This is a genomic window from Actinomadura sp. WAC 06369, assembly GCF_003947565.1.
Taxonomy (GTDB): Bacteria; Actinomycetota; Actinomycetes; order Streptosporangiales; family Streptosporangiaceae; genus Spirillospora; species Spirillospora rifamycini.
Genome location: NZ_QHJN01000426.1, coordinates 1 through 614 on the forward strand (window position 1 = coordinate 1; position 614 = coordinate 614).

General features: G+C 59.1%; 2 rRNA genes. Both read right to left on the reverse strand.

The window, feature by feature from the left end:
• Positions 1–85, reverse strand: a 23S ribosomal RNA gene (locus DMH08_RS39790); the annotation flags it as partial.
• A 423-nt stretch (positions 86–508) separates the two neighbouring features.
• A 16S ribosomal RNA gene (locus DMH08_RS39795) occupies positions 509–614 on the reverse strand; the annotation flags it as partial.

The window sequence follows — 614 nt, forward strand, 5'->3', positions numbered from 1 at the left end:
CTCCCCGAGGCATATCGCAGGCTCCCACGTCCTTCATCGGCTCCTGATGCCAAGGCATCCACCGTATGCCCTTAAAAACTTGAACACACAAAACGATCAAAACAAATCGCAGATAAACAACAACACCCAAGAAACCAGGCCCGAAAGGCCCGCCTCCTCAAGCATCGTCATCTACCAGAGATGCTCGCGTCCACTGTGTAGTTCTCAAAAAACAACCGGGCCCACCAGGCCGCAACCCCGTGAAGAGTTACGGGACCTGGTCCCGCAGTCCGAAGAAACGTGCCCGTTTCCTCAGGACCCAACAGCGTGTCCAGTCCACCACCCGCCCGATACCGCCGTTCCCACTCCCCGAAGGGCGGTACTAGCCGGTTCACACGAGCGGTGAACTGAGTAGCCAGTGCTCCACATCTATGAGCAGCCACCTGACGAACATTCGCCGTCAACAGCGGCCACCGACCATCGCACCCCACCGAAGCGGGATCAACGACGGCCAGTTGATGCTCCTTAGAAAGGAGGTGATCCAGCCGCACCTTCCGGTACGGCTACCTTGTTACGACTTCGTCCCAATCGCCGGCCCCACCTTCGACCGCTCCCCCCACAAGGGTTGGGCCACG